Source organism: Limnohabitans sp. Rim28 (assembly GCF_000293865.2).
Taxonomy (GTDB): domain Bacteria; phylum Pseudomonadota; class Gammaproteobacteria; order Burkholderiales; family Burkholderiaceae_C; genus Limnohabitans_A.
Genome location: NZ_ALKN02000012.1, coordinates 26,138 through 51,471, shown reverse-complemented (window position 1 = coordinate 51,471; position 25,334 = coordinate 26,138). Strand labels below are relative to the sequence as shown.

Below are 25,334 nucleotides of genomic sequence, written 5' to 3'. Positions count from 1 at the left end.
GTGGCTGTAGCTCAGTTGGTAGAGTCCAGGATTGTGATTCCTGTTGTCGTGGGTTCGAGCCCCATCAGCCACCCCAGGTTGTTCAAAAAACCCAAGTTTTAAAACTTGGGTTTTTTGTTGAAGCTGAATTTTTTGCGCTTTGTTTTTGGAGCCTTCATCGTTTAGCGATGTATAATTTGAGGCTCAATGCGGGAATAGCTCAGTTGGTAGAGCGCAACCTTGCCAAGGTTGAGGTCGCGAGTTCGAGCCTCGTTTCCCGCTCCATTTTTTTGAATCTCCGAGTTCTTTTGACAAAGTTGTTTTTGTCACTCACCGTTTTTTCGGCGCGATAGCAAAGCGGTTATGCAACGGATTGCAAATCCGTCGAGCCCAGTTCGACTCTGGGTCGCGCCTCCAGTCAAAACGACAACACAAAAATCCCGCTTTCAGCGGGATTTTTTTTGACGTGTGTGCTCTCACCCCCGTATCAGTTTTTGTATCAAATCTGCGGTACCTGAAGCCTCGTACTTGCGCATCAGTTTGACCCTGTAGATCTCGACTGTGCGGTGGCTGATCCCTAAAGCTTTGCCTATCTCCTTGCTGGTCTGTCCAATCATGAGCTGGGCCGCTACCTCACGCTCTCGGGCTGTGAGTTCGGCCTTGACGGGTTTGCGCGCGGAAAGGTCTTCAAAAGTCCAAATGCCGGCTGCATGGGGCGATGCACGGTTCAAGGCTCGACCCGTCACATGGCACCAGAAGGTTTCTCCTTTGAAGCGGCCGTCCACCCGCTTCATGATGCGGTCATCCGCGTAAACGCCCTGTGTGTTCAGAATCGGCGCGATGCGCTGACCAGTTCTTTCGTACTCGTCAGCGCTGGGATAAAGGAGCTGAAAACTTTGGCCAATCAGTTGTTCCTTGGTGACACCAAACATGTCGCAGACGCACTGGTTGCAGTCAACGATGGCTCGGTTACGCGAGAGGACCATGCCGATGGGTGCAAGATCAAAGGCGAGACGGTAATCAATGTCGGTGTTCATTTTCTCTGTGCAATGGCAAATTCAGTCTAACGCTGACAAGTCAAGGTAGACCCATGTCAGGGGCGGACTCTACGAAAAACTACGTATCTCATTACGTAGTATCGTAGCGCTATCAATCACCACATGGAGACAGGCGTGAACAAGATTTTTCCTTCCGCAGCCGAGGCCTTGAAAGGCATCGTCGCTGACGGGCAATTGATTGGCGTGGGCGGCTTTGGCCTGTGCGGCATTCCCGAAGCCTTGATCGATGCGCTCAAGAACAGCGGTGTGCAAAACCTGACCGCCATTTCGAACAACGCGGGCGTGGATGATTTTGGTTTGGGCATTTTGTTGCAGACGCGCCAAATCAAAAAAATGATTGCATCGTATGTGGGTGAAAACAAAGAGTTTGAGCGCCAATACCTGGCCGGTGAACTGGCTCTGGAGTTCACACCCCAAGGCACGCTGGCTGAAAAGCTGCGAGCGGGCGGCGCGGGTATCCCGGCCTTTTTTACCAAGACGGGTGTCGGTACTTTGGTGGCCGAAGGCAAGGAGCTGCGCGAGTTTGACGGCGAGACCTACGTCATGGAGCGCTCGCTGGTGCCCGATGTCTCTTTTGTCAAGGCACACCGTGCAGACAAGTCCGGTAACTTGCAGTTCCGCTACACCTCACGCAATTTCAACCCGGCTGTGGCCATGGCCGGAAAAATCTGTGTGGTCGAGGTCGAAGAGATTGTCGAGACTGGCGAGATGCACCCCGACAGCGTTCATTTGCCTGGCATCTACGTGCACCGCATTGTGTTGAACGCGCACCCCGAAAAGCGCATCGAAAAGCGCACCATCACTGAAAAGGCTGGAGTTTGATATGAGCTGGAGTCAAGACCAAATGGCCGCGCGTGCGGCCCACGAACTGGAAGACGGTTTTTATGTGAACCTGGGCATCGGCATCCCCACGCTGGTGGCCAATTTTGTGCCGGCTGATAAAGAAGTTTGGCTACAAAGCGAAAACGGCATGCTGGGCATTGGCCCTTTCCCCAATGAAGACGAAGTCGATGCCGACCTGATCAACGCAGGCAAGCAAACCGTTACGACCATCAAGGGCTCGTCCATCTTTGGCAGCGAACAGTCGTTTGCCATGATCCGCGGCGGCAAGATCAACTTGTCGATCCTGGGTGCGATGCAAGTCAGCGAAAAGGGCGATCTGGCCAACTGGATGATCCCCGGCAAGATGGTCAAGGGCATGGGTGGCGCGATGGACCTGGTGGCAGGTGTGAAGCGCGTGATCATCTTGATGGAACACGTGGCCAAGAAAAAAGACGGCACCGAAGACATGAAGATTTTGCCCAGCTGCACCTTGCCTTTGACGGGTGTGGGTGTGGTGGACCGCATCATCACCGACTTGGCCGTGATGGACGTCACCGATGCGGGCCTCAAAGTGATGGAGCTGGCCCCAGGCGTGACGCCTGAGTTACTGCAAAGCAAGACGGGTGTGAAATTGCACTTTTGACCCCCTCAAGTCCGCACATGCAAAAGGCCCCGAAAGGGGCCTTTTGCTTGGCATGGAGGCTTGGAGCGGGTGAAGGGAATCGAACCCTCGTTATTTGCTTGGGAAGCAAAAGTCCTACCATTAAACGACACCCGCGTGGAGGCATTCTAATCGTTCAAAGTCGCGCATCGGCGCTGTCTTAAATGAACAATAAAGTTAAAATTGATGCATGCGAATCCCCATTGTCAAACCCCAAACCCTCAATTTACAAGTTTGGTTTTTGACCGTACTGGCTTGCTACGCCGTGTTGGAGTTGTCTTTCAATCACCGGTTGTTGGAGTTGGCGGGTGACCTGCAGCTGGCCACTACCCCAGAACAATTGCACGACATCGAACTTTGGGGGCGTGTTGTTTCTGGCTTGGGTTTGGCCCTGTTGTTGATGCGTTGGTTTGACCGTTTCGTGAAGTCCCGTGTTGTGTTGGTGTTGCTCTGCTGCACTTTGGGCTTGGTCAGCATGTGGCATTTTCAAAAAGCATTGGTGGACACCATCGTCTCTCGCGCTGATGACCAAGATTTGATGATGAGTTGGCGCTCGCAGCTGAGTACGCAAGAAGCGCTGAATGGCCGAATGCAGCTGCGTGGCGAGACCTTGTTGAGCAGCCCGGCGCCTGCAGACATTCGCCCGGTGATGAGTGCCTTGTGGGCCTCTTCGTTGGCGGGTTTGTCACCGGATGATTTGGATGCTGAATCAGGTTCTGCGCAATTGGTCGGTGGATTTTTCGCGCCCACAATCACCCCAGAGCAATTGTCAGCGGCATACCGCAAAACGGTCATGACGCCTGTTGTGCTGGGGGCTTCTTTGTTGTTTGGCTTGCTCAACCTGTGCCAGTTTTTTGCGGGTGTGATCGCCTTGGTGTTGGCCTTGACCCGTCACGATGCCTTGCTGCTGCGGAGCAAATCTTGGTTGCTGCCCTCCTTGACGGCTTTGTGCATGGGGCTGAGTTGGTGGCCAGGCAATGTTTGGACAAATTCACCGGCCTACCAGCAGGTTGCAAGACCGGCGCTTTGGGCTGAAAAACCCTACCTGGCTCCTTTTGTGGAATGGAGCCTGAGGGCCGAGCCAGCGTGGGCCGACTCGGTCGCTTGGGTTCACAGCGCTTTGTTGCAAGACTATGAGTTCACCTTGCCTTTTCGGGGCATCTTCTCATCTGAGTCTTTGCAACATTTAACCGTTGCAAAGAACGGGCGGTGATCATTTGTCGGTGGGTTATTTCAAGATATCGCCCACGCAAAGGTACTTGATTTCTACATAGTCTTCCATGCCGTGACTGGAGCCTTCACGGCCCAGACCCGAGTGTTTGACGCCGCCAAAAGGCACATGCTCGGTCGCCAAAATGCCCACATTGATGCCGACCATGCCGTATTCGAGTGCTTCACTCACACGGAAGATGCGGCCCACGTCGCGGCTGTAGAAGTAGCTGGCCAATCCAAACTCGGTGTTGTTGGCCGCATCAATGGCTTCTTGTTCGGTCTTGAACTTGAAAATGGGCGCAAACGGACCAAAGGTCTCTTCCTTGGCGCAGACCATGTCGGCGTTGGCGTCTGCAATCACGGTGGGTTCAAAGAATTGGCCGCTTAGGCGCTTGCCGCCCGTGAGGACGCGCCCGCCTTTGGCGATGGCGTCGTTCACATGGCGCTCGACCTTGTCCAGGGCCGAGGGCTCGATCAGAGGGCCTTGGTTCACACCCTCGGCGAAGCCATTGCCGACCTTGGCAGTTTTGACTTTGGCTGCGAACTTGGTGGCGAATTCTTCGTAGACCGATTCATGCACATAAAAGCGGTTGGTGCACACACAGGTCTGACCCGCATTGCGGTATTTGCTGGCGAAAGCGCCTTCGACTGCGCTGTCGATATCGGCGTCTTCAAACACGATGAAAGGCGCATTGCCCCCCAATTCGAGTGACATTTTTTTGACCGAGGGGGCCGACTGCGCCATCAAAATGCGACCCACTTCGGTGGAGCCTGTGAAACTGATGTGGCGCACCACGTTGCTGGCACACAGCACCTTGCCAATGCCGATGCTTTGCTGGCCGTCGGCGGTGATGATGTTGAGCACGCCAGCAGGAATGCCGGCGCGGATGGCCAACTCGGCTGCAGCCAAGGCCGTGAGCGGCGTTTGCTCGGCGGGTTTGATGACCACTGGGCAACCTGCCGCCAAGGCTGGGGCGACCTTCCGGGTGATCATGGCCAAGGGAAAGTTCCAAGGGGTGATCGCCGCGCACACGCCTATGGGCTGCTTCAGCACCAGCAGGCGGCGGTTATTGTCAAACTGGGGCAAGGTTTCGCCGTTCACGCGTTTGGCTTCTTCGGCAAACCATTCCACAAAGCTCGCACCATAGGCAACTTCGCCACGCGACTCAGCCAGTGGTTTGCCGTTTTCTGCGGTCATGAGCCGAGCGAGGTCTTCTGTGTTGGCGATCAGCAGGTCAAACCATTTGCGCAGGATGATGCTGCGCTCTTTGGCGGTCTTGGTTTTCCAAGGGCCCCAGGCTGCGTTGGCTGCTGCAATGGCGGCTTCGGCTTCGGCGGCACCGAGGTTGGCCACGCTGGCCAGATGTCCACCGGTGGCCGGGTCGGTCACGTCAAAACGCTGGCTGCCCGCGACCCATTGGCCGTTGATCAGGGCGTCGGTTTTGAGCAAAGTGGGGTCGTTGAGTTGGGTGAGTGGTGATGCGGTCATGGTCTTCAAGTTGGTCGGTGATTACCCGGCTGCTGAGTGCTTGCCGGCTGAAAATGTGACATGGCGTACCAAAATCTGAGGCGCATGGCACCTGCTCAGTTTTTCGCACTGCATGAGCCAGCAATTATGCTGTTTTCCGGTGTTTTGCAGCGTGCAAGACTTTTTCCGAATCACAATCCGCTGAAAGCAATGACAGTAACATTCATTTTTCTGAATTTTTTGGAGTTCGCGGCGTGACCACCGAGCAGCCTATCCGCCCCGTGTTGAGCCCCAACCCCCCGGCACCCTTGGCGGCGAGCCCTTCGGAGTCAAGGCCCCGCTTGCGCGTGCTTTTACTGGGGGCGACCGGCACGATCGGTATGGCCACTGCGCGGGCCTTGCTGAAAAATGGCCACGAGGTGGTTTGCCTGGTGAGGCCTCGCCAAGGGGGGCGACCGACGCCAGCGGACATGGCACTGCCGGAGCGCCTGTCAGGGGCCACGCTGCTCTGGGGCAGTGCAGACGATGAGCGTGTGTGGCTGCAACCGGGTTTGGCGCAAACCCCTTTTGATGCCGTGGTCTCTTGCATGGCCTCGCGCATGGGCTCCCCCCAAGACGCCTGGAAGGTCGACCATCAAGCGCACCTGTGGGCGCTCAAGGCGGCACAAACGGCGGGGGTGAAGCATTTTGTGCAACTCTCGGCCATTTGTGTGCAAAAGCCCTTGCTGGCGTTTCAACACGCCAAATTGGCCTTTGAAAAAGCCTTGATCGAGTCGGGCATCACCTACTCCATCGTTCGCCCAACTGCATTCTTCAAATCGCTGTCTGGACAACTTGAGCGGGTCAAAAAAGGCAAGCCATTCTTGATTTTTGGCGATGGGCAGTTGACTGCTTGCAAGCCCATCAGCGACGACGATTTGGCCAACTTCTTGGCTGGGTGCCTGGACAATGCGTCGCGGCATAACCAGATCTTGCCCATAGGCGGGCCCGGGCCGGCCATCACGCCGCTGGCGCAAGGCGAGCATTTGTTTGCTTTGCTCGGGATGCCACCGCGCTTCAAGCGTGTTCCGGTAGGCCTGTTGGACCTGATCGTGGGTGTTTTGCGCGTGCTGGGAAAGCTCATTCCAGCCGCTGCGAACAAGGCCGAGCTGGCCCGCATTGGGCGCTACTACGCCACCGAATCCATGCTGGTGTGGGACGCTCAGGCACAGCGCTACGATGAGCAGGCCACGCCCTCGCATGGGTCACAAACGCTGTTCGACGCCTATGCCCGTTGGGTCAAAGGTGAGGGTGCGCCCGATCGAGGAGAACACGCCGTTTTTTAAGCGGGTTTGTTCCTGACTTCAGGGCTTTGAGCGCGTGCGGTTTTGCCCAGTTCTACAGAGCATGCCCAAACTTATAATGCGGGGTTGCACTTTGAGCGAAAACACCCCCCCATGAGCCAAGCCACTTTCTCCGTCTCCGACATCCGCAAGACTTTCCTGGACTTTTTCGAGTCCAAGGGGCACACCGTGGTGGCCTCCAGCCCCTTGGTGCCGGGCAATGATCCGACCCTGATGTTCACCAACTCGGGCATGGTCCAGTTCAAGGACGTGTTTTTGGGCTCTGACAAGCGCTCGTATGTGCGTGCTGCATCCGTACAGGCCTGCTTGCGGGCCGGTGGCAAACACAACGACCTGGAAAACGTGGGCTACACCGCCCGCCACCACACCTTCTTCGAGATGCTGGGCAACTGGTCCTTTGGCGATTATTTCAAGCGCGAATCGCTGGAGTGGGCTTGGGAGCTGCTGACCCAGGTCTACAAACTGCCCGCCGACAAGCTGTACGCCACCGTCTACATGGAAGACGATGAGGCCCATGCCATTTGGGAAGGCATTTTTGTCAAAGCCGGCTGGACGCCTGAGCGCATCCAGGCAGAGAACCGCATCATCCGCATCGGCGACAACAAGGGCGGCCGCTACAAATCCGACAACTTCTGGATGATGGCCGACACCGGTCCTTGCGGTCCTTGCTCTGAAATCTTTTACGACCACGGCCCGCACATTCCCGGCGGCCCACCCGGCAGCCCTGACGAAGACGGTGACCGTTTCATTGAAATCTGGAACAACGTGTTCATGCAGTTCAACATGGACGAAACCGGTGCCGTCACGCCGCTGCCCGCGCCTTGCGTGGACACGGGCATGGGCTTGGAGCGCCTGGCGGCGATCCTGCAACACGTTCACAGCAACTACGAAATTGACATTTTTGATGCGCTGATCCAAGCCGCATCGCGCGAGACCGGCTGTGCTGACCTGAAGAACAAGTCGCTGCGTGTGATCGCCGACCACATCCGCGCCACCGCCTTTTTGGTGAGCGACGGCGTGGTGCCCAGCAACGAAGGCCGGGGCTATGTGCAGCGCCGCATCATTCGCCGCGCTATTCGCCACGGCTATCTGCTGGGCAAAAAGACCCCGTTCTTCCACAAGCTGGTGCCCGATTTGGTGAAACTCATGGGCGCGGCTTACCCCAACATGGCCGATCAGGCCGAGCGCATTGCCGATGTTTTGCGTGTTGAAGAAGAGCGTTTCTTCGAGACGCTGCAAAGCGGCATGCAGATCCTGGATGCGGCCCTGGAGGGTGGCGTGAAGGTGCTGCCGGGCGAAGTGGCTTTCAAGCTGCACGACACCTATGGCTTCCCGCTCGACCTGTCGGCCGACGTGTGCCGTGAGCGCGGCCTGAGCGTGGACGAAGCCGGTTTTGCCACCGCCATGGAAAAGCAAAAGGCCCAGGCCCGCGCGGCCGGCAAATTCAAGATGGACAAAGCGCTTGACTATACGGGCGCGGGCAACGACTTTGTCGGCTATGACGACCTGACGTCCCACGCCAAAGTGCTGGCTTTGTACGCCGACGGTAACGCTGTGACCGAGCTGAAGGCGGGCCAAGCAGGCGTGGTGGTGCTGGACACGACACCGTTCTACGCCGAGTCAGGTGGTCAGGTGGGCGACCAGGGCATGCTCCACAACGCGGGCGGGCAGTTCAACGTGGCCGACACGCTCAAGATCAAGGCCGATGTGTTTGGCCACCATGGCGAAATCCAATCCGGTAGCCTGAAAGTGGGCGACGCGGTGCAGGCGCATGTGGACATGGCCCTGCGCGCCGCCACCGTGCGCAACCACTCCGCCACCCACTTGATGCACAAAGCCCTGCGCGAAGTGCTGGGCAGCCATGTGCAGCAAAAAGGCAGCTTGGTCAACGCCGAGCGCACCCGCTTTGACTTCGCGCACAACGCCCCCGTGACCGATGCCGAGATCCGCCAGATCGAAGCCCAGGTCAACGCCGAAATTTTGGCCAACGCGGCGGCACAAGCCCGAGTGATGGACATTGACAGCGCCCAAAAGACTGGTGCGATGATGCTGTTTGGTGAGAAATATGGCGAGACCGTTCGCGTGCTGGACATTGGCACCAGCCGCGAACTCTGCGGCGGCACCCACGTCAAAGCCACGGGCGACATTGGCCTGTTCAAGATCGTGGGCGAGGGCGGCGTGGCCGCTGGCGTGCGCCGCATCGAAGCCGTGACGGGCCAAAACGCATTGGCGTATCTGCAGTCGCTCGAAGACACCGTGACGCAAGCTGCAGGCACGCTCAAGGCCCAGCCTGCTGAGCTGAACAACCGCATTGCCCAAGTGTTGGACCAGGTCAAGGCGCTGGAAAAAGAACTGGCGGCGGCCAAAGGCAAGCTGGCTTCGGCCCAGGGCGACGAGCTGATGACTCAAGCGGTGGACGTCAAGGGTGTCAAGCTGCTGGTGGCCAAGCTGGAAGGCGCTGACGCCAAGACCTTGCGCGACACCGTGGACAAACTCAAGGACAAACTGAAGACCGCTGTGGTCTTGCTCACGGCTGTCGAGGGTGACAAAGTGCAGATCGCCGCTGGCGTGACCGCCGACAGCATGGGCAAAGTCAAAGCGGGCGATTTGGCCAGCTTTGTCGCAGGCCAGGTCGGGGGCAAAGGCGGTGGCAAACCCGACATGGCCATGGCCGGTGGCTCCAATCCTGCCGCATTGCCCGCCGCCATGGCCAGCGTACAGGCTTGGGTGGCTGAGCGGGTTTGAACAAGCGCTGATCCCTGAGGCGTCTCAACTTGATTGAGACACGGCGCCTTGCGCGATCAAGTCCTTGATCTCGGCTTCGCTCAAGCCATGCTCTTGCAGCAGTTCGCGTGTGTGTTGCCCCAGCAAAGGCGCGGCTTGGCCGGTGTCGGTGGGTGTTTGCGAAAAGTGGATCGGGCAACCAATACCGCGCGTGGTGCCCGCTTGCGGGTGCTCCAGCGTGACCACCATGCCGCGTGCCAACGTTTGCGGGTGTGACAGCGCCTCGCCAATGGTGTGCACCGGTCCTGCAGGCACGCCCGCAGCATCCATGTCAGCCTGCCATTCGGCGCGTGTGCGTTGCCGCAGCACCGCGTTCATGAGCGTGACCAATTCGTCCAAGTGCGCCATGCGGTCGCTGTTCGTGACAAAGCGGGGGTCTTCGCGCCATTCGGGGTGGCCCAACACCGTGCAAATGCGCTCCCAGTTGCTCTGGTTGGCGCCACCGATGTTGATCCAGCCGTCGCTGGCTTCAAAGGCCTGGTAGGGCGCGGTCAGGATGTGCGCCGAGCCCGTGGGCTGTGGTTCGCGCTGCGTGGCCAGCCAGACGGCGGCGTGCCAATAGGTTTGCTGCAGGGCAGCGTCGCTCAAAGAGGTGTCCACGATCTGGCCTTCACCGGTCTTGAGCTTGTGGATGTAGGCCGCCAGGATGCCGGTGGCCGCCAAGATGCCCGCGTTCATGTCGGACACGGCGTTGCCGCTTTTGGCAGGGGGCCGACCGGGCTCCCCCGTCACGGCCATCAGTCCGGCAAAGCCTTGGGCGATCAGGTCAAAGCCGCCCTTGTCGGCATAGGGGCCGGTGCGGCCATAGCCAGAGATGGCGCAGTAAATCAGGCCCGGATTCGCTTCGCGCAGGGTCTCGTAGCCCAGCCCAAGCTTCTCCATGGTGCCACCCCGGAAGTTCTCGACCAGCACATCGGCGTCTTTGACCATGCGCAGCAGCAGGGCGCGGCCTTGCGGTTTTTTCAAATCAATGGCCAGGCCGCGCTTGTTGCGGTTGAGCATCAAAAAGGGCGCAGACACGCCGTTGATTTGCGGGTCGCGGTAGCCCCGAGCGTCATCGCCGCCGGGGAGCTTTTCGATCTTGATGACATCAGCCCCCATGTCGGCCAACAGCAGACCACAGGTAGGGCCCGACATGATCTGTGTCATTTCAAGGACGCGCAGACCGGCCAAGGGTCCGGGACGTGGGGCCTTTTTCTTGCTTCCCATGTTCGACATCGTCAGCGGCCTTTCCAAAGGGGTTTGCGTTTGGCCACAAAGGCGTTGACGCCTTCATGAAAGTCTTCGCTGCCATAGGCCAGGCGAATCAGGTCTTCGGCCTCGGGTGCGGCGTGCTGAACCAAGCGGTTCAGGGCCTGTTTGCTGACCTGCTGTGTGACCGGAGCCAAGGCCGTTAGGCGCTGCACCAAAGCGCTGGTGGCCTCTTCCATGTCGGTGGGTTCAGCCAGTTGGTGCAAATAGCCGCAGGCCAGGGCTTCGTCCGCGCCGATCATCTCGGCCAGCATGAGCATGCGTTTGACGCGTTGCGGCCCGAAAGCGGCACTCAGGCGCGCCACGTTGGCCACCGACAAGCAGTTGCCCAAGGTTTTGGCAATCGGTACACCCAATTGCGAGCCCGGTGTGGCCAGGCGAAAGTCGCAAGCGGTGGCAATGGCCAGGCCGCCGCCGACAGCCCAGCCTTCGATGACCGCCACGGTGGGCATGGGCAAAGCGCAAAGCAAGTCAATGCAGGCTTCGATTTGCGCCTCGTAGGCCACGCCGTCTTCGCCCGTGCTGAAGGCTGTGAATTGCTCGATGTCGGTGCCTGCCACAAAGGCTTGCCCTCCGGCACCACGAAACACCACGGCGCGCACGCTGGTATCGGCTTTGAACGCTTCGCAGTGGCGGCTGAGTTGTTGGTACATGCCCCAGGTCATCGCATTGCGCGCCTGGGGTCGGTTGAAGATCACCGTGGCTACACCTTGCCGGATGGCAAGTTCCACGGTGCCTGCTGCCAAGGTCTCGGTCATCAGCTATCGAGCTTCACGTTGCTGTCTTTGACCACTTTGGCCCACTTGACTTGTTCGCTGCGGATGAAGTCTGCAAATCGCTGGGCCGAGCCGCCGCCATCTTCAGCGCCGAACTGAGCCAGTTTTTCCATCACATCCGGCATGAGCAACACTTTGTTGATGTCTTCGTTCATGCGCTGAGCCATGGCTGGGGGCATCTTGCCCGGACCTGCCAAGCCGTACCAAGTGGTGGCCTCAAAGTTGGGAAAGCCCGCCTCGACCATGGTGGGTACATTGGGGTAGCTGGAGGCCCGCTTGGCCCGTGTTTGAGCAATCGCGCGCACTTTGCCGCTTTTGACGTGCGGAGTCGCAGCGGTCATGGTGTCAAACGAATAGCCGATCTGGCCCCCAATCAAATCCGCCAACATGGGGCCTGATCCCTTGTAGGGAATGTGGATGGTGTCCACACCTGCAGCCAATTTGAAAGACTCGAGCGCCATGTGCTGGGCCGAGCCTTGACCGGCAGAACCAAAGCTCACCTTGCCGGGGTTGGCTTTGCATTGAGCGACCAATTCGGCCACGGTTTTGGCGGGTTGGTCGTTGTTCGAGATCAGCAAATTGGGCGTGATGCCCACCAAGGTCAAAGGTGTGAAGTCTCGGTCCACCACATAGTTGAGTTTGGGCATGAGAGCCGGGGCCAAGGCATGGCTGTTGATGTGCGCCATCAGCAGCGTGTTGCCGTCAGGCGCCGCCTTGGCCACTGCTTCGGCAGCGATCACCCCGGTCGCGCCCGCACGGTTTTCCACCAACACGGTGACGCCCCACATGATTTGCAGCTTTTGCGCCACGATGCGGGCCAAGATGTCGGTCCCGCCTCCTGGGGCAAATCCCACCAGGATGCGCACCGGTCCGGCAGGCAAGGTTTGGGCCTGAATTGACGGGGCCGCCATCGTTGCGGCTGTGGCAGCGGTAGCGGCCACAAAGGTTCTGCGTTTCATGTTGTCTCCTTGGGTTATGTTGGAAATGCACGCGAGAAAACGGAAAGCCCTGGCTTGGATGTCCTGTGTTCAGTGGCTAGAAAAGTGGTCCATGATGGCCTGCACGCCGCTGCCTTGCAGCGCCACGCCTGAGAGCTTCAGGCCCATTTCACAGCCCGCCACGGTGGCGATCAGGGTCAGGTCGTTGCTGTCGCCCAAGTGGCCGATGCGGAACATGCGGCCTTTGACTTTGCCCAGGCCCGTGCCCAGCGAGCAGTCAAAGCGCTGATGGATGACTTTGCGCACCGCGTCCGCGTCCACACCCTCGGGGGTCATGACGCCGGTCAGGATGGGGGAGTAGACCGCCGGGTCGGCGCACTGGATGGGCAGGCCCCAGGCGTTCACGGCCGCCCGCACGCCAGCGGCCCAGCGCTGGTGGCGCGCAAACACTTTGTCCAGGCCCTCGGCCAGCAGCATGTCGCAGGCTTCGCTCAGGCCATACAGCAAGTTGGTGTTGGGCGTGGAGGGCCAGTAACCGTTTTTGTTCATTTCGATCATCTCGCCCCAGGCCCAGTAGCTGCGGGCCATGCCGCCTTTTTGGCTGACCTCGATGGCGCGTGGGGAGAGGGCATTGAAGCTGATGCCAGGCGGCAGCATCAGGCCTTTTTGGGAACCACTGATGGTGACGTCCACACCCCATTCGTCATGGCGGTAGTCGGCGCTGGCCAGGCCCGAAATGGTGTCCACCAAAAGCAAGGCCGGGTGTTTGGCCGCGTCGATGGCGCGCCGGACAGCGGCGATGTCGCTGGTCACGCCGGTCGAGGTTTCGTTGTGCACCACGCACACCGCTTTGATGCTGTGGCCGGTGTCGGCTTTCAGGCGCTGCTCGATCAGATCGGCTTGCACGCCGTGGCGCCAACCTTCGAGGCCGGGCAGGCCCAGAACCTCGGACTTGAGACCCAACTGCTGGGCCAGCTTGTTCCACAAAAAAGCAAAGTGGCCGGTCTCGTACATCAGCACGTGGTCGCCGGCTTGGAGCACATTGCTCAGCGCCGCTTCCCAAGCACCGGTGCCCGAGGCGGGGTAGATCATGACCGGATGCTGGGTCTTGAAAATCTTTTGCACATCGGCCAGGACTTTCAGGCCCAGGGCGCCGAATTCGGGGCCACGGTGGTCGATGGTGGGCGAGCTGATGGCGCGCAAGATGCGGTCAGGTACAGGCGAGGGGCCTGGAATTTGCAGGAAGTGGCGACCGGTGGGGTGGAAATTGGTGACAAGCATGGGAAGTAAAGCCTTTCTGATGCTGCATATTTTTTGTATTCAAAATACATTTGTCAAGGGCATTTGCCCTAAAATTCAATGCATCTGCCCCAATTTTTGTATTCAAAATCAATTCATGGATTCCGAAAACCTGTCCATTGCCCGACCTGTGTTGCATGAACAAGTCGCGCACCGCCTGCGCCAAATGCTGGTGGAAGGCCTGATCCCGCCTGGCGGCAAACTCAACGAGCGCACCCTGTGCGAAGAGCTGAGCATTTCGCGCACCCCCTTGCGCGAGGCCATCAAAATGCTGGCTGCTGAAGGCCTGGTCGAGCTGTTGCCCAACCGAGGTTCGGTGGCCGTTCAGCTGAGCGAGGCCGACGTGCACCACACCTTTGAAGTGATGGCCGGTCTGGAGGCGCTGTCTGGTGAATTGGCGGCCCAGCGCGTGACCGAGGCTGAGCTCAGCGAGATCAAGGCCTTGCATTACGAAATGATGGCCGCCTACACCCGGCGTGATTTGTCGGCCTATTACCAGGTCAATGCGGCGATCCACCGCAGTTTCAATGCGGCGGCCAAGAACCCGGTGTTGACGGCCACTTACAACCAAGTCAATGCCCGTTTGCAGGCGCTGCGTTTTCGCTCCAACCAAGACGGTGACAAATGGCAACGCGCGGTGGACGAGCACATCGCCATGGTGCAGGCGCTGGAAGCCCGCGACCCGGCTGCCCTGCGCCGAGTTTTGATGCAGCATCTGGACAACAAACGCCACGTGGTGATCGAGCAGCTGCGCAGTTCACGCCAGACCATTTCTGCTTCGCCAGAGGGTACCGGCCTCAGCGGTATCCCATTTCAGTCAGAAGGACACGCCCCATGAACGCCCCTTTGCCGATCGATTTGTCCAAGTCCTTGCCCCACCATGCCTACGACAAGGTCGCGCGCACCAGCAACGAGGTGGCCGGTTTGTTGGCCAAGCGTTTGCGCTCGGACACGCGGGGTGAGGTCCTCTTTTCGGCAGCCGACAGGGGCCGCTACGCCACAGACGCTTCCATTTACCAAGCCATGCCTTTGGGCGTTTTCGTGCCGCGTGACGCGTCCGACGTGCGCGTGGCGCTGGACATTTGCCGCGACCTGGGCGTGCCCATCGTGCCGCGCGGCGGCGGCACCAGCCAGTGTGGTCAAACCGTGGGCGCGGGTTTGGTCATCGACCATTCCAAGCACATGCGGCAGGTTCTCGCGGTGGACCCGGAGCAGCGCACCGCCAAGGTGGAACCAGGCTTGGTGTTGGACCACCTGAATGCCGCCCTCAAACAGCATGGCCTTTGGTACCCAGTGGACGTGTCCACCAGCGCGCAGGCCACGCTGGGCGGCATGGCGGGGAACAACTCGTGTGGCAGCCGCTCGATCGCTTACGGCAACATGGTGCACAACGTGCTGGGGGCTGAGGCTTGGTTGGCGGATGGCAGTTTGCTTGACTTTGGCGCTTACGAGCAGGCCCAAGGAAGGGTGCGTCAGATCGGCGACTTTGTGCGCGATCTGGCCCAGCAGCATGCTGGCGAAATCGAAGCGCACTGGCCCAAAGTCTTGCGCCGGGTGGCCGGCTACAACCTGGACATTTTCCGCAACCAGAACGAGCGGCCTTACACCGCGGACGGCTCGGTCAACTTGGCGCATTTGCTCATTGGCAGCGAGGGCACGCTGGCGCTGACGCGCTCGCTCACCCTGCGCTTGTCTGAATTGCCACGCGCCAAAGTGCTGGGCGTGGTGAACTTCCCCAGCTTTTACCAAGCCATGGATGCGGCCCAGCACATCGTCAAGCTCGGGCAGGGCATGCCAGTCGGGCACTTGTCGGCCGTCGAACTGGTGGACCGCACCATGATCGAGTTGTCTTTGCAGAACCCGGCCTTTGCACCCACCATCCGCACCGCCTTGTCGCCGCACATCAACGGCGGCATGCCCGAGGCGGTGCTGCTGGTGGAGTTTTCCGGGCCGAGCAAGGGCGATATCGCGCACAAAATCAAGGAACTGGTGGAGCTGATGGGCGACCTGGGCTTGCCCGGCAGTGTGGTCGAGATGGTGGACGATGCGCCGCAGAAAAATCTGTGGGAAGTTCGCAAGGCGGGCCTGAACATCATGATGAGCCTGCGCGGCGACGGCAAGCCGGTGAGCTTCATCGAGGACTGTGCCGTGCCTCTGGAAAGCCTGGCCGAGTACACCGACGCCCTGACCGGCGTGTTTCGCAAATACGGCAGCCGCGGCACCTGGTATGCCCACGCTTCGGTGGGCACCTTGCATGTGCGCCCCATCCTCGACATGCGCCGCGATGGCGCTGCCAAAATGCGCGCCATTGCCGAAGAGGCGAGCGAACTGGTGCGCCGCTACAAAGGCGCCTTCAGCGGTGAGCATGGCGATGGCCTGTGCCGGGGCGAGTGGATCGGCTGGCAGTTCGGCCCGCGCATTACCGAGGCCTTTGCCCGCATCAAACAGGAAATGGACCCGCAGCAACTGCTGTGCCCCCAGCGCATCGTCAACCCGCCCAAAATGGACGACACGTCCTTGATGCGTTTCCCCCCGACGTACAAGGTGGTGCCCATCCAAACAGCACTCGACTGGCGCGCCTGGGACGTGCAAAACGACCCGGTGACCGAGCAAACCAGCGCACCCGGCACCGGCGGTGACCCGGCCCAGGGCTTGGCCAAAGCGGTGGAGATGTGCAACAACAATGGCCATTGCCGCAAGTTCGATGCGGGCACCATGTGCCCCAGCTACCGCGTGACCCGCGATGAGCAGCACCTGACGCGCGGCCGCGCCAACACCCTGCGCCTGGCCCTGAGTGGCCAGATCGAAGGCCTGGCGGGCCAAGACGCGCTCTCCAGCCAAGCGGTGCACGATGCGATGGACCTGTGTGTAGGCTGCAAAGGCTGCAAACGCGATTGCCCCACCGGCGTGGACATGGCCAAGATGAAGGTCGAGTTTTTGCAGCACTACAAGGCCAAACACGGCCACACGCTGCAAGACAAACTGGTGGCCCACTTGCCCGACTACGCGACCTGGGCAGCGCGTCTGGCACCGGTTTTGAACCTGCGCAACCGCATGCCGCTGTTGGCCGCACTGACCGAAAAGCTGCTGGGCCTGTCGGCTCAGCGCAGCTTGCCGCAGTGGCAGGCGAAGCACTTCTTCAACACCCCGCCAAGCGCTGCACAAGCGACCGCCAGCCGCGAAGAGGTCTTGGCTGCCACGCGCGGCGTGGTCTTGTTTGTGGACACCTTCAACGGCTACTTGGAGTCGGTCAACGCCCATGCGGCCGTCAAGGTGCTGCAAGCGGCCGGTTACACCGTCCATGTGGCCACCAAGTTGCAAGACGACGGCAAACACTTGTGCTGTGGCCGCACTTATTTGGCCACGGGGATGGTGGAACGCGCCCGTGAAAAAGCCAGCGAGGTCGTTCAAAGTCTGCTGCCTTTTGCCGAGCGCGGTTTGCCCATCGTGGGCCTGGAGCCCTCGTGTTTGCTCACTTTACGCGACGAGTTGCTGGTGATGGGTTTGGGCGAGGGCGCTCAACAGATCGCTCAGCAGGCTTTGTTATTTGAAGAGTTTTTGGCCCGTGAGGCCCAAGCCGGGCAGTTGGACGCGCTCAAAGCGCAGATTGCCCCGGTGATCCGCCCAGTTTTACTGCACGGACATTGCCACCAAAAAGCTTTTGACGCGGTGTCACCCGTGATGGAGGTCTTGCGCTGGATTCCGGGCGCCAAGCCGCAGTTGATCGAGAGCAGTTGCTGCGGTATGGCGGGCAGTTTTGGCTATGAAGCCAAGCACTACGAGGTGTCGATGCAAATGGCCGAGCTGAGTTTGCTGCCTGCGGTGCGCGCACAACCCGATGCGATCGTTGTGGCCGATGGCACCAGCTGCCGTCACCAAATCCAAGACGGCGCCCAGCGCGAGGCTGTGCACCTGAGTCAGTTGCTGGCGAGTTTGTTGCCGGGCTGAGCCACCGAGCTCAAGCGCCTGAAGGCGGACTGAGGGTCAAATGCAGCCCGCTGGCCCACTCGCGGGTTTGGCCCGTGATGGGGTCGGTGAATCGAACCGACTGGGCCAGCAATTGCAGGGGCTGGCTGAAGTCTTCGGGTGCATCCGGGCCGCGCAGCACCGTGGGGTAAAACAAGTCGCCTTCAATCGGGATGCCCAAGGCGTTCATGTGCACCCGCAGCTGGTGGCGCTTGCCGCTGATCGGCGCCAACGCATACAGTGCCCGCTGGCCATCGGTGTGCAGCAAAGCAATCCGGGTTTCGCTGTTAGGGGGCCCTGGCACTTCTTGTGATCTGAAAAACGGCTCACCGGGTGCCAAGCGGCTGGCGTGCACCAGCGGCAGCTGCAGGTGCGGCGCATGCGCCGCCACCGCGTGGTAGGTCTTGTGGATCAGGTGGTCCCGAAACAGCGCGTGGAAAGCGTCGCGGTCATGCAGTCGTTTTCCAAACAACACCAGTCCTGCGGTTTCGCGGTCGATGCGGTGCAGTGGCACCAAATCGGCACAGCCCGTCAGGCGCTTGAGCTGCACCAACAGGCTTTGTTGCACGTAGCGGCCCGAGGGTGTGACGGGCATGAAGTGCGGTTTGTCGACCACCAGCAAGTGCGCGTCTTCAAACAAGATCTGAGCTTGAAACGGCAACAAGGGCTCGTCGGGCAGATGGCGGTAGTAATAAAACCGTTGACCCGCGTGGCAGGCTTGGTGGGTCAGCGCCGGTTGGCCGTCTTCGAGCAGCACCAGACCTTGGTCCAAGCGCTCGGCCCATTCGCTGCGCGAAATACCAGGCATGCGCTGGGACAAAAAATCGAGCAGGTCTGGTGCACCGTGCGGTACCGACACCACGCTGGCGCTCACCCCATTGCGCATGGGCAACTGAATGCCTCGCATGGGCAACTGAATTGGGTGCCCGGATTCGCGCATTTCAGATGCGGCGAAACACCAAGTCCCAAACCCCGTGGCCGAGTTTGAGGCCCCGGTTTTCAAACTTGGTGAGGGGGCGGTAGTCGGGCTTGGCGGCAAAACCGTCTGCCGTCTCGCTGGTGTTGATCAACAAGGGCTCGGCGCGCAGAACGCCCATCATTTGCTCAGAATAGGGCTGCCAGTCGGTGGCCAAGTGCAGGTAGCCACCGGGTTGGATGTGTTGGGCCAGGCGGTGCACAAAGGGCGACTGGATCAGCCGGCGCTTGTGGTGGCGGCTCTTGTGCCAAGGGTCTGGGAAGAAGATGTGCACACCGTCCAGGCTGCTTTCGCCCAGCATGTGGTCCATGACCTCGATCGCGTCGTGTTGCACGATGCGGATGTTGGCAATGCTTTCTTCACCGCAGCGTTTGAGCAGGGCGCCCACACCCGGCTCATGCACTTCGCAGCACAAAAAATTGTCACCAGGTCGAACCTGCGCGATTTTGGCCGTGGCATCGCCCATGCCAAAACCGATTTCCAAAATCAGCGGCGCGGGCCGCCCAAAGGCGGCTTGCACATCCAGCCGTGCAGGGCTGTAGGGGATGAGGAACTTCGGTCCGAACTGCTCAAACGCCCGCATTTGGCCCGAACCCATGCGTCCGGCCCGCAGCACATAGGTTTTGATTTGCCGCATGAAGGGTGTGTCGGGGGCCGCCTGTGCGGAGACATTTTCTTGGGCTGGTTGCTGCTGCTGGGTGTTCTCGGGCGTCGTCATGAGGGGGTGGCTTAAGGGCCGAAGTGTTTCGCAAAGCCTTCGATTATCGCGGCTGTGGTTGGAGGTGGCGCTACGAAAGGGAGGATGTGAGGGAGGATGTGACGCGTCAGGCGGCTGCAAACGGGTTGACCAACTGCACACCTGCCAGAACTTCCCCTGTGCCCATGTCCTCGGTCAACAGGATGGCGCAACCTGAAATGTGGGCGCTGGCCAAAATCAGGGCGTCCCAATAACTCAGGGTGTGTTTTTGGTGCAAATCCAGCGCCATGTCGATGGTGTCTGGCGTCACGCCCGCCAAGTCCATTTGTTGGTAGCACTGCAGTTGCGCACGAACATGGCTGTGAGGCAAACCCAGTTTGCGCAGGCCGACCTGGATGTATTCGTTGAGCACCTGCGTGGATAAAACGCCCAAACGTTCAAACCGAAGATGACGCAGCAGGTCGATGGCGATGCGCTGTTTGAGGGGCTCGTCGGTGCTGTCTGCATAGACCAAGATGTTGGTGTCGATGAAGCTCCTGGTTTTGGGCAGCGCGAGCAGTTGGCCCCAAGGGGGCGTGGGTTCAGCCGCGATCATGTAAGGCATCTCGGTCAAACTTCCAGCCTTTGAGCGCTCCGCCACCGCTGAGGCAGCGTTGCTCCCAAGCTTGCCATTCGGCGGCTTGGCGCTCTTGCCCCGCGAGTTGCTCCAAGTAATCGCGCACGGCTTGGTTCAAGCTTTTGCCCATTTTTCGGGCTGCTTCACGCGCCGATTCGGCAACCCGTTCGTCCACAGACAAGGTGATGTTCATGGTTTGACCTCCCGCAATGGCATGAAATTCACACATATTATGTGCAATTCATGCTTTTTTTGCAAACGCCGCCCCCAAGTTGTTGGCGAGGAAAGTCGCCCAGCGGGCCAAGGCTTGGTCCACGGGCGTGTGTTCAGGCATCGTGGGCAGGCCCAAGGCATGCGCCGCTGCGTTCAGTGCCAGTAAAGGCTGCTGCAGGTCCAGCGCCAAGGCGCCGTTTTGTTTGCTCAGCTTTTCGCCGTTCTCGCCCATCACCAAGGGGGTGTGCAGGTATTGGGGCGTGGGCAGCCCCAAAGCCCTTTGCAGGACGATCTGCCGTGCTGTGTTGTCGACCAGGTCTTGGCCGCGCACCACATCACTGATGCCTTGCGCGGCATCGTCCACCACCACGGCCAGCTGGTAAGCCCACAGACCGTCGGCACGGCGCAGCACAAAATCGCCCACTTCTTCGCGTACGTTTTGCTGCTGTGGCCCCAGCAGGCGGTCAGTCCAAGAGGTGATGGCGGGCATGCCCAGTGCCGTTTGCACGGCCTGCACATTCAGCCGCCAGGCGCGAGCAGGTTTGCCTTTCAAGCCCTCACGGCAGGTGCCAGGGTATACGGCCGCGCTGTGGCGGGCCACGGTTTGGGCCGATTCAATGTCTTTGCGTGAGCAGCCACAAGGGTAGGCCCAGCCTTGGTCGACCAGCGATTGCAAAGCGACTGCGTAGGCGTCACCCCGATGGCTTTGCCACTGCACAGCACCATCGGACCGCAAGCCACACGCCGACAGCTGCCTCAAGATGGTCTGGTCAGCCCCCTGCACGCAGCGCGGCGTGTCCACGTCTTCGATGCGAACCAACCATTGGCCATTGTGGACCCGCGCATCCAGCCAACTGGCCAAGGCCGCGACCAGCGATCCCGCATGCAAAAGGCCGGTTGGCGAGGGCGCAAACCGGCCTGTGTAATCCACGTTCATGTGGGATCAGCGTTTTTTGAGCACGGCCAAAGCCAACTCCAGCCCAGAAACAAAGGCGTCCTCGACCCGGTGGCCCAAACACCAGTCGCCGCACAGGCCGATGCCTTGATCTTGGGACCACACAAAGCTCTTGCCCAAAGGCTGATCGGTTTTGGCGTACAGCCAACGGTGCACCTCGGCGTGTGCGGGTGTGACACGGATGCCGGTGATTTCAGCAAAGGCCTTGATGAGTTTGCCTTTCACGCGTGCGGGCGTGTCGTTGACGTGTTCGGCCGACCAAGGGGCGCTGGCTTGCACGGTCCAGCGTTCGATGCGTTCACGTCCAGGTTTGGACGATTCGCGCGCCATCCAGGCGATCCGGTGGTGGGTGCTGCGCGCGGCGTTCCATTGGGGCCCGATGGTGATCAAACCGGGTTGCACGGCTTGGGGATAGGCCAACATCAGCGTCCAGCAAGGGTCGACCCGCACCGCTGTCAAAGGCGCTGCAAGCGCGCTTTGACCAGAAGCTTTGAGCAGCGCAGCAGCTTGTTCAGGAGGTATGGCGAGGATGACTTTGTCAAAGCCAGCGTAGACGTGTTGACCGCCATCCTCTGTTTCAGTTTGCAGCTGCCAGCCGTTTTTCCTCAGAGGGTCGGCCATGATTTGGGTCACTCGTGTTTGCATTTGCACATTGCCGTCTTCGACCAAAGGCGCCGCCCAAGCCTTGACCAAAGCGTTCATGCCGGGCGCTGCGACCCAGTGACGCTCGCCGCCGGGCAAGCCGGCCTCGATCACGCGGCCATTGGGGTCGAGGACGCGAACGGCGTTGGCGCTCCAAGGCTTGCAAACCCCTGGGGCGGTGCCGATGGCGAGTTCAAAACGGGGATCGCGCACAGTGAAGTACTGCGCACCGTGGTCAAACCCCCCAAAAGCACTGGCTCGGGTCGACATGCGCCCCCCAAGGCCCCGGCTTTTTTCAAACAAGGTGACGTTGTGTCCCGCTTGCCGTAAGGTGCGAGCGCAAGTGACGCCGGCCATGCCGACACCGATGATGGCGATGTGTTGTGTAGTCATGGGGCCACTTTAGCTGAGAAAAGGGTCTGGTTACAGCCCGGGTGGGTTATCCCCGATGCCTGTGTCAGCCGCTTTTCTAGACGGCGTGCTTTGGCCGAAGCAAAGCATCCCGTGTGGTCTGATTTTCCAGCTGGGCCAGCCACCATTTGAGGGCTTGTCCCGCGGGGGCTTGGCGGTTGTCTCGCCAAGCGATGTGGCAGGTGTTGGTGCGCGGGTTGTTGACTTGCTTGACCACCAGCATCCCCTTTTCAACGTAGGGCTGGGCCAGCGATTCAGGTAAGAACCCACCGCCTAAACCGCGCAATTGGGCTTCAAGCTTACTTGTCATGTCTGGCACCGTGAAGACGTCTTGGCCACCCTGCAGGCCAATCGTGAGGCCTGAACCCCGGCTGACCGAGTCGGCCACGGCCACAGCGCGGTGCTGTTGCAAGCGGGTATCGCTCAGCGGTTCGGGGGCTTGGGCCAAGGGGTGGTGCGGGGCCACCGCGTAGATGAAAGTGATGTCACCCAGCAAGGCATGGCGGATGTCGGCTTGCGGTCCCGGCTCCAGCACCACGCCAAGCGCCAAATCGGCCTGGCCCGAGGTGAGGGCGGCCAGCGTGCCCGACAGGGTCTCGTAGCGCAAGCGAAGCCGTGTGGGCGTGCCCAGCGCTAAAAAACGGGCGCACAAATCCATCACAACACTGTGCGAAATGATGCTGTCCACAGCCACGGTGAACACGGCCTCCCAGCCCGTGGCCACACGACGCACGCGGTTGGCCACAGTGTCCATGTCGTCCAGCAAACGACTGGCTTCGCGCAGCAATTCGCGGCCTGCAGCGGTGGGCACGGCTTGGCGCGCACTGCGGTCAAACAGCAGCACATCGAGCGCGTCCTCAATTTGGCGTACGCGATAGGTCAGGGCACTGGGCACCAGGTTCAGGCTTCGGGCGGCAGCGGCAAAGCTGCCTTTCTGGCCGATGGTTTGCAACATTTGCAGGGCTTCAGGTGTCAGCCAGTCGCGTGGAGTTTGCATGTTTGGATATTGATTGTTCAATTGGTTTGAATGATGCCTGCAAACCTTATCAATGGTTCCCAGCAGGGTGTTCGTTAAAGTGACGCCATTGTTGGGTACCCGACCCAGCACCCCAAAAGGAAAACCGCATGCTCACTCTTCGTCAATCGGCCGAACGCGGCTATGCAGACCACGGCTGGCTCAAGTCTTTTCACAGTTTCTCGTTTGCCAACTACTTTGACCCTGCTCACATGGGTTTTGGCAATCTGCGCGTCATCAATGAAGACCGCATCGACCCCGGTACCGGTTTTGGCACGCATGGCCACCGTGACATGGAAATCATCAGCTACGTGCTTTCGGGCAATTTGGCCCACCAAGACAGCATGGGCAATGTCAAAGGCATTCCGCCCGGCGATGTGCAGCGCATGAGCGCAGGCAGCGGCGTGCGCCACAGCGAGTTCAACCATGCCCAAGGCGAACAAACGCACTTTTTACAGATCTGGATTGAGCCCAATGTGATGGGCATTGAACCGGGTTACGAACAAAAAACCGTGCCTGTCAGCGCCAAACGCGGTCAGCTGGCGCTGGTGGCAGCGCCACCCGCCGATCCCATGGCAGCCGATCACACCGTGCAGATCCATGCCGATGCGCGCATGTACGCGGGCCTGCTGGATGGCGCAGAAAGTGCCCAGTTGACACTGGCGCCCACCCGCAAGGCCTATGTTTTTTTGGTCAGGGGCAGTTTGCAGGTCAATGGCCAATGGCTCAAGGCGGGTGATGCGGCCATGTTGCAAGCCGAACCGTCTTTGGCTTTGACACACGGCGACAATGCCGAAGTCTTGGTGTTTGACTTGTCCGCATGATCGCGCTGGAAGGCCACCCATAGGGTGACCGCATTTCTTTATCCGTTTTTTTTAACATTCAGGAGTTATCTCATGGCCAAAACAGTTGTTGTTTACCATTCCGGCTACGGCCACACCCAGCGCGTTGCCCAATTTGTGGCCCAAGGCGCGAATGCCCAGAGCATCGCCATTGATGCCGACGGCAACATCACCGACGCCGACTGGTCAGCCCTGGATGCGGCCGACGCCATCATTTTTGGCTCTCCGACCTACATGGGCATGGCGTCTTGGCAGTTCAAAAAATTTGCTGACGCTACTTCCAAGCGTTGGTTCAGCAGCGCTTGGAAAGACAAGGTCGCAGGCGGTTTCACCATTTCTGCCAGCCCCAGCGGCGACAAACTGTCCACCATCCAGTACTTCATGACTCTGGCCATGCAACAAGGCATGGTTTGGGTGGGTCAGCCGGCCATGAACGACGGCACCATCAACCGCATCGGCTCTAATTCCGGTGTGATGGCGCAAGTGGGGCCCACCAGCCCGGCTGAAGACATTCCTCAAGGTGACCTCGACACGGCCAAGGCTTACGGCGAACGCGTTGCAGCCGTGGCAGCCAAGTGGCGGGCTTGATGCTTTGAGCGCCGGCCGGAGCCGCCATGCGGTTCTGGCTTTTTTTCGCCCACAGGGCCGAGCGACCTGACGCACCGCTGGGCTTGGCCGTGCTTGCTAGGATAGGGGCATGAAAATCATCACCCTGCTGCCTTGGCTCGATTGGCTGGCACTTTTTACTTTTTTTGGACTCTGGGTCGGCTATGCCTGGTTGGCCAAAGTGCGCGGTCTGCGCGATCAGACCCTGATCGCCAACACCAACCGTTACCGGCAAATGTGGATGCTCCAGGCCACAGCCCGTGACCCCCGCATGCTGGATGGGCTGATCACCCAAAACCTGTCTCAGACACCCGCCTTCTTTTCGTCCACCAGCATCATCATCATCGGTGGTCTGTTTGCCTTGCTGGGGACCACCGACAAAGCCGCAGGCTTGGTGGGTGAGATCCCGTTTGCGCAGCCGACCCCTTTGCTGGTGTTTGAACTCAAGATCTTGGTCTTGGTGGGCATCTTTGTCTACGCCTTCTTTCGTTTTTCTTGGTCCATGCGGCTCTACACTTTTGTGGCTTTGGCCATCGGCGCCATGCCGCCGCCCGAAGACTTTGCGGCCCAGCGGTTTGACCGCCAGCACTACGCTGAACGTGCGGGCAATTTGGTCAGTGCGGCGGCTGAGACCTTCAATGACGGTTTGCGGGCTTATTACTTCTCGTTCGCGGCCATGGCTTGGTTTTTTTCCCCCTTGGCACTCGTGTTGGCCACGGCCTTGGTGGTGTTGATTCTTTATGGCCGGGAATTCAGATCCGACGTCCTGGAAGTTCTGCGCAGTTGAATGCGCATGCTAAAGCA

At 59.8% G+C, this 25,334-nt stretch carries 24 protein-coding genes and 4 tRNA genes; 14 read left to right on the top strand and 14 right to left on the bottom strand.

Annotated elements, in window-relative coordinates:
- From B472_RS13290 to B472_RS13280, 3 genes are all read left to right on the top strand, one after another.
- A tRNA-His gene (locus B472_RS13290) sits at window positions 1-76 on the top strand.
- 112 nt (window positions 77-188) lie between these two features.
- A tRNA-Gly gene (locus B472_RS13285) sits at window positions 189-264 on the top strand.
- Window positions 265-322: 58 nt separating this feature from the next.
- Window positions 323-396 (top strand) — tRNA-Cys (locus tag B472_RS13280).
- A gap of 59 nt (window positions 397-455) precedes the next feature.
- Here B472_RS13280 and B472_RS13275 read toward each other — a convergent pair.
- Window positions 456-1,016, bottom strand: a complete 561-nt coding sequence (locus B472_RS13275; protein WP_019428310.1) for a LuxR C-terminal-related transcriptional regulator — start codon at window positions 1,014-1,016, stop codon at window positions 456-458.
- Window positions 1,017-1,151: 135 nt separating this feature from the next.
- Here B472_RS13275 and B472_RS13270 point away from each other — a divergent pair, with 135 nt between their 5' ends.
- On the top strand, window positions 1,152-1,859 hold the full coding sequence (locus B472_RS13270; RefSeq protein ID WP_026039809.1) for a CoA transferase subunit A: 708 nt from the start codon (window positions 1,152-1,154) through the stop codon (window positions 1,857-1,859).
- A 1-nt stretch (window position 1,860) separates the two neighbouring features.
- Window positions 1,861-2,502, top strand: coding sequence for a 3-oxoacid CoA-transferase subunit B (locus B472_RS13265; RefSeq protein WP_019428308.1), 642 nt, complete (start codon window positions 1,861-1,863; stop codon window positions 2,500-2,502).
- A gap of 61 nt (window positions 2,503-2,563) precedes the next feature.
- Here B472_RS13265 and B472_RS13260 read toward each other — a convergent pair.
- Window positions 2,564-2,637 (bottom strand) — tRNA-Gly (locus B472_RS13260).
- A 73-nt stretch (window positions 2,638-2,710) separates the two neighbouring features.
- On the opposite strand from B472_RS13260, the gene B472_RS13255 reads away from it, so the two are divergent.
- Window positions 2,711-3,733 carry a hypothetical protein gene (locus tag B472_RS13255; RefSeq protein ID WP_019428307.1) on the top strand — a complete coding sequence of 341 codons (1,023 nt, stop codon included), beginning with the start codon at window positions 2,711-2,713 and terminating at the stop codon, window positions 3,731-3,733.
- Window positions 3,734-3,748: 15 nt separating this feature from the next.
- On the opposite strand, the gene B472_RS13250 is transcribed toward B472_RS13255, so the two are convergent.
- Window positions 3,749-5,221 (bottom strand): NAD-dependent succinate-semialdehyde dehydrogenase, encoded by a 1,473-nt coding sequence (locus B472_RS13250; protein WP_019428306.1) that lies wholly within the window; start codon window positions 5,219-5,221, stop codon window positions 3,749-3,751.
- A gap of 60 nt (window positions 5,222-5,281) precedes the next feature.
- Between B472_RS13250 and B472_RS17100 the strand changes: the two genes are divergently transcribed.
- The 3 genes from B472_RS17100 (at window position 5,282) to alaS (ending at window position 9,288) form a co-directional block, all read left to right on the top strand.
- Complete coding sequence (locus B472_RS17100) at window positions 5,282-5,458, top strand: hypothetical protein (protein WP_157951980.1); 177 nt, start codon at window positions 5,282-5,284, stop codon at window positions 5,456-5,458.
- Window positions 5,455-6,525 carry an NAD(P)H-binding protein gene (locus B472_RS13245; protein ID WP_238147448.1) on the top strand — a complete coding sequence of 357 codons (1,071 nt, stop codon included), beginning with the start codon at window positions 5,455-5,457 and terminating at the stop codon, window positions 6,523-6,525. The genes B472_RS17100 and B472_RS13245 overlap by 4 nt, the downstream gene beginning before the upstream one ends.
- 111 nt (window positions 6,526-6,636) lie before the next feature.
- Complete coding sequence (gene alaS / locus B472_RS13240; RefSeq protein WP_019428304.1) at window positions 6,637-9,288, top strand: alanine--tRNA ligase; 2,652 nt, start codon at window positions 6,637-6,639, stop codon at window positions 9,286-9,288.
- Window positions 9,289-9,312: 24 nt separating this feature from the next.
- On the opposite strand, the gene B472_RS13235 is transcribed toward alaS, so the two are convergent.
- The 4 genes from B472_RS13235 to B472_RS13220 all read right to left on the bottom strand — a co-directional run bounded on the left by B472_RS13235 (window position 9,313) and on the right by B472_RS13220 (window position 13,573).
- Window positions 9,313-10,545, bottom strand: coding sequence for a CaiB/BaiF CoA-transferase family protein (locus B472_RS13235; RefSeq protein ID WP_019428303.1), 1,233 nt, complete (start codon window positions 10,543-10,545; stop codon window positions 9,313-9,315).
- Window positions 10,546-10,547: 2 nt separating this feature from the next.
- Window positions 10,548-11,336: an enoyl-CoA hydratase/isomerase family protein gene (locus B472_RS13230; RefSeq protein WP_019428302.1), complete on the bottom strand. Its 789-nt coding sequence runs from the start codon at window positions 11,334-11,336 to the stop codon at window positions 10,548-10,550.
- The gene (locus B472_RS13225) at window positions 11,336-12,313 is read right to left on the bottom strand and encodes a tripartite tricarboxylate transporter substrate binding protein (RefSeq protein ID WP_019428301.1); all 978 of its coding nucleotides are present in this window, start codon (window positions 12,311-12,313) and stop codon (window positions 11,336-11,338) included. The genes B472_RS13230 and B472_RS13225 overlap by 1 nt, the downstream gene beginning before the upstream one ends.
- 69 nt (window positions 12,314-12,382) lie before the next feature.
- Window positions 12,383-13,573 carry an alanine--glyoxylate aminotransferase family protein gene (locus B472_RS13220; RefSeq protein ID WP_019428300.1) on the bottom strand — a complete coding sequence of 397 codons (1,191 nt, stop codon included), beginning with the start codon at window positions 13,571-13,573 and terminating at the stop codon, window positions 12,383-12,385.
- A gap of 115 nt (window positions 13,574-13,688) precedes the next feature.
- Here B472_RS13220 and B472_RS13215 point away from each other — a divergent pair, with 115 nt between their 5' ends.
- Window positions 13,689-14,429 (top strand): GntR family transcriptional regulator, encoded by a 741-nt coding sequence (locus tag B472_RS13215; RefSeq protein WP_019428299.1) that lies wholly within the window; start codon window positions 13,689-13,691, stop codon window positions 14,427-14,429.
- Complete coding sequence (locus B472_RS13210; RefSeq protein WP_019428298.1) at window positions 14,426-17,539, top strand: FAD-binding and (Fe-S)-binding domain-containing protein; 3,114 nt, start codon at window positions 14,426-14,428, stop codon at window positions 17,537-17,539. Before B472_RS13215 ends, B472_RS13210 begins: the two co-directional genes overlap by 4 nt.
- Window positions 17,540-17,549: 10 nt before the next feature.
- On the opposite strand, the gene B472_RS13205 is transcribed toward B472_RS13210, so the two are convergent.
- The 7 genes from B472_RS13205 to B472_RS13175 all read right to left on the bottom strand — a co-directional run bounded on the left by B472_RS13205 (window position 17,550) and on the right by B472_RS13175 (window position 23,064).
- On the bottom strand, window positions 17,550-18,464 hold the full coding sequence (locus tag B472_RS13205; RefSeq protein WP_040506109.1) for a pseudouridine synthase: 915 nt from the start codon (window positions 18,462-18,464) through the stop codon (window positions 17,550-17,552).
- A gap of 34 nt (window positions 18,465-18,498) precedes the next feature.
- A complete protein-coding gene (gene trmB, locus B472_RS13200; protein WP_019428296.1) occupies window positions 18,499-19,251 on the bottom strand; it encodes a tRNA (guanosine(46)-N7)-methyltransferase TrmB in 753 nt (250 codons plus the stop codon).
- Between the two features lie 106 nt (window positions 19,252-19,357).
- Entirely contained in the window at window positions 19,358-19,834 is a 477-nt protein-coding gene (locus tag B472_RS13195; RefSeq protein ID WP_116798681.1) for a PIN domain-containing protein, read from the bottom strand.
- On the bottom strand, window positions 19,812-20,039 hold the full coding sequence (locus B472_RS13190) for a DUF6364 family protein (protein WP_040506108.1): 228 nt from the start codon (window positions 20,037-20,039) through the stop codon (window positions 19,812-19,814). Before B472_RS13190 ends, B472_RS13195 begins: the two co-directional genes overlap by 23 nt.
- Window positions 20,040-20,087: 48 nt before the next feature.
- Window positions 20,088-20,996, bottom strand: a complete 909-nt coding sequence (gene gluQRS / locus B472_RS13185; RefSeq protein ID WP_019428293.1) for a tRNA glutamyl-Q(34) synthetase GluQRS — start codon at window positions 20,994-20,996, stop codon at window positions 20,088-20,090.
- A gap of 6 nt (window positions 20,997-21,002) precedes the next feature.
- Window positions 21,003-22,049: an NAD(P)/FAD-dependent oxidoreductase gene (locus tag B472_RS13180; protein WP_019428292.1), complete on the bottom strand. Its 1,047-nt coding sequence runs from the start codon at window positions 22,047-22,049 to the stop codon at window positions 21,003-21,005.
- 76 nt (window positions 22,050-22,125) lie between these two features.
- Window positions 22,126-23,064: a LysR family transcriptional regulator gene (locus B472_RS13175; protein ID WP_019428291.1), complete on the bottom strand. Its 939-nt coding sequence runs from the start codon at window positions 23,062-23,064 to the stop codon at window positions 22,126-22,128.
- A gap of 128 nt (window positions 23,065-23,192) precedes the next feature.
- Here B472_RS13175 and B472_RS13170 point away from each other — a divergent pair, with 128 nt between their 5' ends.
- From B472_RS13170 to B472_RS13160, 3 genes are all read left to right on the top strand, one after another.
- Complete coding sequence (locus tag B472_RS13170; protein ID WP_019428290.1) at window positions 23,193-23,906, top strand: pirin family protein; 714 nt, start codon at window positions 23,193-23,195, stop codon at window positions 23,904-23,906.
- A gap of 72 nt (window positions 23,907-23,978) precedes the next feature.
- Complete coding sequence (locus B472_RS13165; RefSeq protein ID WP_019428289.1) at window positions 23,979-24,512, top strand: flavodoxin family protein; 534 nt, start codon at window positions 23,979-23,981, stop codon at window positions 24,510-24,512.
- A gap of 109 nt (window positions 24,513-24,621) precedes the next feature.
- Window positions 24,622-25,317 (top strand): DUF599 domain-containing protein, encoded by a 696-nt coding sequence (locus B472_RS13160; RefSeq protein WP_019428288.1) that lies wholly within the window; start codon window positions 24,622-24,624, stop codon window positions 25,315-25,317.
- Window positions 25,318-25,334: the final 17 nt, after the last annotated feature.

Excerpts from the sequence above, each read along its gene's own strand:
- B472_RS13275 (WP_019428310.1), bottom strand. The coding sequence starts at position 1,016 with ATGAACACCGACATTGATTACCGTCTCGCCTTTGATCTTGCACCCATC.
- B472_RS13265 (WP_019428308.1), top strand. The coding sequence starts at position 1,861 with ATGAGCTGGAGTCAAGACCAAATGGCCGCGCGTGCGGCCCACGAACTG.
- B472_RS13255 (WP_019428307.1), top strand. The coding sequence starts at position 2,711 with ATGCGAATCCCCATTGTCAAACCCCAAACCCTCAATTTACAAGTTTGG.
- B472_RS13250 (WP_019428306.1), bottom strand. The coding sequence starts at position 5,221 with ATGACCGCATCACCACTCACCCAACTCAACGACCCCACTTTGCTCAAA.
- B472_RS17100 (WP_157951980.1), top strand. The coding sequence starts at position 5,282 with ATGGCGTACCAAAATCTGAGGCGCATGGCACCTGCTCAGTTTTTCGCA.
- alaS (WP_019428304.1), top strand. The coding sequence starts at position 6,637 with ATGAGCCAAGCCACTTTCTCCGTCTCCGACATCCGCAAGACTTTCCTG.
- B472_RS13235 (WP_019428303.1), bottom strand. The coding sequence starts at position 10,545 with ATGTCGAACATGGGAAGCAAGAAAAAGGCCCCACGTCCCGGACCCTTG.
- B472_RS13230 (WP_019428302.1), bottom strand. The coding sequence starts at position 11,336 with ATGACCGAGACCTTGGCAGCAGGCACCGTGGAACTTGCCATCCGGCAA.
- B472_RS13225 (WP_019428301.1), bottom strand. The coding sequence starts at position 12,313 with ATGAAACGCAGAACCTTTGTGGCCGCTACCGCTGCCACAGCCGCAACG.
- B472_RS13220 (WP_019428300.1), bottom strand. The coding sequence starts at position 13,573 with ATGCTTGTCACCAATTTCCACCCCACCGGTCGCCACTTCCTGCAAATT.
- B472_RS13215 (WP_019428299.1), top strand. The coding sequence starts at position 13,689 with ATGGATTCCGAAAACCTGTCCATTGCCCGACCTGTGTTGCATGAACAA.
- B472_RS13210 (WP_019428298.1), top strand. The coding sequence starts at position 14,426 with ATGAACGCCCCTTTGCCGATCGATTTGTCCAAGTCCTTGCCCCACCAT.
- B472_RS13205 (WP_040506109.1), bottom strand. The coding sequence starts at position 18,464 with ATGCGAGGCATTCAGTTGCCCATGCGCAATGGGGTGAGCGCCAGCGTG.
- trmB (WP_019428296.1), bottom strand. The coding sequence starts at position 19,251 with ATGACGACGCCCGAGAACACCCAGCAGCAGCAACCAGCCCAAGAAAAT.
- B472_RS13195 (WP_116798681.1), bottom strand. The coding sequence starts at position 19,834 with ATGCCTTACATGATCGCGGCTGAACCCACGCCCCCTTGGGGCCAACTG.
- B472_RS13190 (WP_040506108.1), bottom strand. The coding sequence starts at position 20,039 with ATGAACATCACCTTGTCTGTGGACGAACGGGTTGCCGAATCGGCGCGT.
- gluQRS (WP_019428293.1), bottom strand. The coding sequence starts at position 20,996 with ATGAACGTGGATTACACAGGCCGGTTTGCGCCCTCGCCAACCGGCCTT.
- B472_RS13180 (WP_019428292.1), bottom strand. The coding sequence starts at position 22,049 with ATGACTACACAACACATCGCCATCATCGGTGTCGGCATGGCCGGCGTC.
- B472_RS13175 (WP_019428291.1), bottom strand. The coding sequence starts at position 23,064 with ATGCAAACTCCACGCGACTGGCTGACACCTGAAGCCCTGCAAATGTTG.
- B472_RS13170 (WP_019428290.1), top strand. The coding sequence starts at position 23,193 with ATGCTCACTCTTCGTCAATCGGCCGAACGCGGCTATGCAGACCACGGC.
- B472_RS13165 (WP_019428289.1), top strand. The coding sequence starts at position 23,979 with ATGGCCAAAACAGTTGTTGTTTACCATTCCGGCTACGGCCACACCCAG.
- B472_RS13160 (WP_019428288.1), top strand. The coding sequence starts at position 24,622 with ATGAAAATCATCACCCTGCTGCCTTGGCTCGATTGGCTGGCACTTTTT.